The 4,055-nt window shown below is 67.7% G+C and carries 1 protein-coding gene and 1 pseudogene; one reads left to right on the top strand and one right to left on the bottom strand.

Annotated elements, in window-relative coordinates; genetic code table 11:
* On the bottom strand, window positions 1–3,108 hold a 3,108-nt coding region (locus WAW85_RS14950; protein WP_422560381.1), incomplete at its 3' end, for a hypothetical protein.
* A 295-nt stretch (window positions 3,109–3,403) separates the two neighbouring features.
* On the opposite strand from WAW85_RS14950, the pseudogene WAW85_RS14945 reads away from it, so the two are divergent.
* A pseudogene (locus WAW85_RS14945) lies at window positions 3,404–4,055 on the top strand (HNH endonuclease); the annotation flags it as partial.

The raw sequence follows: 4,055 nt of genomic DNA, 5'->3' as shown, positions 1-4,055 counted from the left end.
GTCGCCGGCTTCGCGCGGCGGGTTACCGCCGGCGGACTTGCCGACGACGGAGCTCACGGTGAGCAGCGCAAGCGTGCGCTGCGTCGAGGACTGCACGGCCGCCGGACTGCTTCCAACGGGCTGCTGCCACGCGCACACTCCCTCGCCGACGACACCGGGAGCTTGATCATCGACCCGATTGATCGTCACCGAGTGCAGGCGCCAGGTGTAGGTGAGGCGCCCGCTGCTGACCGTGCCGGTGATGTCGGGGGCATTGCCCAGACCGGACGTGGCCTCACAGTATGGGGCCACTTTGAAGGTCAGCAACGGGATCGTATCGGGCCACACGGTCGGCGCGATCTGCCAGTCCTCGGTATCCACCGGGACGATGTTCCCCGCCATCGGCTTCCCGTCGGCCGCCGCAGTGAGTTGCTCCGGCGTGAACAGCGGCCGGCCGAGACCGTCGGTGAGGCTGATCTGCGGGAACGGCCAGTCGCCGTCGGCCGGGTCGGGGAGCGCTAACTGCCCCGCCGCAGCGCTCACCGTGATGCATTTACTCAACGTCTTGAACCAGAGGTCCACCTCCCCGCACATCCGCAGGTTGAAGCCGAGTCGTGGGTCCGGCCCAACCTCCAGTTCCAGCGCGGCAGTCAGTCCGAGGCTGAACGGACCGATCCCGAACTCGCCATTGACCTGTGCACTCGCCCAGAAGAACATCGGGTTGGACGCGATCATCGCCACCACCGTCGCGTTGATCTCCGCCCACAGCACTCCCCGTGTGCCAAGCGTTTTGGTCAGCCCGGCACCGACTGCCACCGTGAAACCGTTCGACGTGGCGCCCTCATTCAGCAGACCGGGATTGCTCACGCCGCCACCCTCGATCATCACGAAGGCCCAGCCGGTGGTCGCGAACGGCGTATTCGGTAGCACCGTCGCCTCGATCGGCCCCGGTGGCCGGCCGGTCGGCCCGTTGGGGCCGTCGTCGCTTCCGGCCCGGAAGTACCACTGGTCGGGGTTCTCGAACGGGAAGCGGGCGGCGACCGGAAGATGTGCCGAAACGAGGTGCGGCAAGTGGTACGAGCCCTCCAGCGCCACGCAGAAGGCGCCGCTGTCGACGGAGAGCCCACCGAAGAACGTCAATCCCGCCCCGTCGTCTGGTCCCGGGGCGATGTCTTTCACATCCGCCAAACGGAACCGGTTAGCAGCCAGTCGGCCCTCGAGACCGGCCCGCAGCGCGAGGTCGGGGGCACTCACGCCCAAGACCCCACGCGCGTTGAACATGAAGCCCGCGTCCGGCAGCGTGCCGATCACTACGCCGACCCCGAGGGTGAGGCCGCCTGCACGCAGGGTCACGCTCTCCGGATCCCATGGTTTCCACTTACGCAGCTCGGTCAGTGGATCGTTTCCCACCGGCGGCAGTGCCGCGTTGACGCCGAACGCACCGCCGACGCTGTAGAGGCCCAATCCGCTGGGGCCCAACGGGATCGGCGCCGGCAGGTCCGCGCCGAAGGCAAGGTAGATCATCCGGACGCCGGCGGTCTCCCGCATGGAGAAGACCGCGACGGCGCCGAGGTCGAGCGGCACGATCCGGGCCCGCATCGCCAGCAAGATCCCAGCCTCCTTCGCGGTGCCCGTCGTGAGCGCCACCTGACCGGTGCCGGTGATCAGTCCCGGAATGTCGAGGGTGGCGTCCAGTCCGCGGATACTCACGTCGAAAGTGCCCGAGCGGTAGGTGGCCCGGATCGTCGCCCCCCTCACCTTGAGCGGGCCGAGATCGAGGGCGAACCGCAAATCCACTTCAAGCCAGGTGGATCCGCTCCCCGACCGGGTCCCGACCACGTCGAGCAGACTGCCCGGGGAGTCGACGTGCCAGCCGCCCGGATCCACCACTTCCCCTCGGGCGTCGGTGAGGTCGACCGTTGGAGCCGCGCCGCCGCCCACGTTGAGCCGAATGTTCCGCCACCGCACCCGCAGCGGCCGCTGCGGATCCATCGAGATCGTCACTGGTGGAAGCTTCATGTCTTCGACGCCGACGGCCCCCGAGACGTCGGCGAGGATCGAGGCCGTCGCACCGCCCGCGGTGTTGGCCACTTCCACCGTGACGCCGTGCAGCACAGCACCGCCACTGCGGACCATGCCGACCAGTCCGCCAGCGGCGCCGATCACCGCCGCGCCCGGCACCGCGCCTCCGCCCGCCTGTGCGCAAACCGCCGTACCCAGCGCAACCGCGACGCCCGCCAGTGGCTCGCCGGGGGCGATGCCCGGTCCGACTGCCATCAGTCCGTCTGGCGCTGCGGACGTCGCGGACCGTGCGCTGGTGAAACTCTCGGGATCGCCCGGACTGCGAGATCCGGTGAGCCGCAACGTCATCGGAGTACTCGATTTGGGTCCGCCGTCGATCAGCGGGGTGCCCGCGCTCGCCGGGTACCTCATCGCGATGTCGATCCCGGTCGGCACCAGATCTGCCAGCGAGAAGCCGCTGCCGAGGTGCCAGGTGAGCGAGCCGGTGATGCTCGGGTCGATGAAGGAGTCCGGAATCGAAGCCGTCACCTTCAGCCCACCGCCGGGGTCCGAGGTGATCGTGGCGGGAACGGCGAGATCGCCGAGCAACGGGATGTGCGGCGGCAGCACCACCTCGACGGCCCCGAAGTCGATTTTGCTGCCATTGAAGGTGACACCGCTGGCGGGCAGGATGAGCCCGAAGCCGCCAGGCAACAGAATAGTGCTCGGGCTGAGCGTGACCGTCACACCGGTGAATGTCAGTTGGGCCGTGCCACCGACATCGACGACCTTTGCGGTTCCGGAGATGGAAACGGCCAGTTTTCCGCTGGGCTTCATCTGCCGTCGCCCTTTGCTGGCCGCAGCGCTGGCGACCACCGCCGTGATACCACTGGGCGGATCGATGGCACCGCTGAACGTGAGGATCAGCAGTTCATCAGTGCCCGAAGCGCCCGTCGTCACGGCGATCGGGCTGCCCTTCGGCAACGTGCATCCGATCAGCCCGGGGACGGGCACCGCGGCGAGCATCGTGGCCGGTGCGACACCGTCGATCTTGTCGAGCTGTTTCAGGAACCCGGCCAGCGGCTCGGTGACCACCAAGTTCCCGAGCAGATTCAGCACCGAACTCATGGCGGGCACCTCCAGGACGGGAACGGATGCCTCCAGCCTGCGTCCGTCCGCCGGCACCTAGGCACGTAGTCGACTACTCGACTTTCGATTCCCCGATGATCTTCCGACCGGCCCGTCCCACCAGTTGCCTCTGCTCTCACCGACCACAGAAGGCCCAATGCCGCAGGTCAGGTTCCCTCAATACCCTCCAAGATCTGTTCCCGAAATTTGGATGATTAGCACATGTGTTCGGTGCGTCTGTGTCGTTATTCTGAGAACAGGACACCGCTTTCACCCACCGATCGCAGGGGACATCATGGACGCCACCACCCTCACCTCCTTCACCGATCTGCTGATCGACGACCTCACCCTCCCGGCGACCGGCGATGCCCGCTCGATCGGCGAGACGCTCGACCAGCCGCGCCTCGTGCTCGACGAGACGGAGGTGCTCGCCCTCATGGTCGGCGCGGTGCGGCTGCGTACTGTCGCCGACTACCTCATCTCACGGACCGTGGTGGCCGCCGAACGCCTGGCCATCCCGCACCGCAAACATCTCAAGAAGGGCGCCGATCTACTCACCGCTCTCGGTGTCGCCCCGGCAGTGGCCTACCGCGCCGCCCGCGTCGGCCACGCCGCCGGTGCCCTGCCCACCGTCACCCGCGACCTGCGTGACGGACACCTGAGCATCGAGCACGCCGACGCCATCGGCAAAGGCCTGGCCCACATCACCGACCGCGTCGACCTCGACGACACCCAGCAGGCCACAATCATCCGCACCCTCAAAAGCCACACCACCCCCGCCGACATCACCACCTGCGCCCGCGCCCTGGCCATCGAACTGGCCCCCACACCCGAACAGGCCGGCGACGACTACCTCCCCGCGGCAGAGAACCATGTCCTCAACGACATGACCCTGCACCAGAACGACGAGGGCCGCATCGTGGGCGAGTTCGACCTCGACGTCCTCA

The sequence above is a fragment of the Gordonia sp. (in: high G+C Gram-positive bacteria) genome (assembly GCF_049299075.1).
Classification (GTDB): Bacteria; Actinomycetota; Actinomycetes; order Mycobacteriales; family Mycobacteriaceae; genus Gordonia.
Note: the sequence above shows the minus strand (reverse complement) of the source record. Positions and strands in the feature narration are given on the sequence as shown.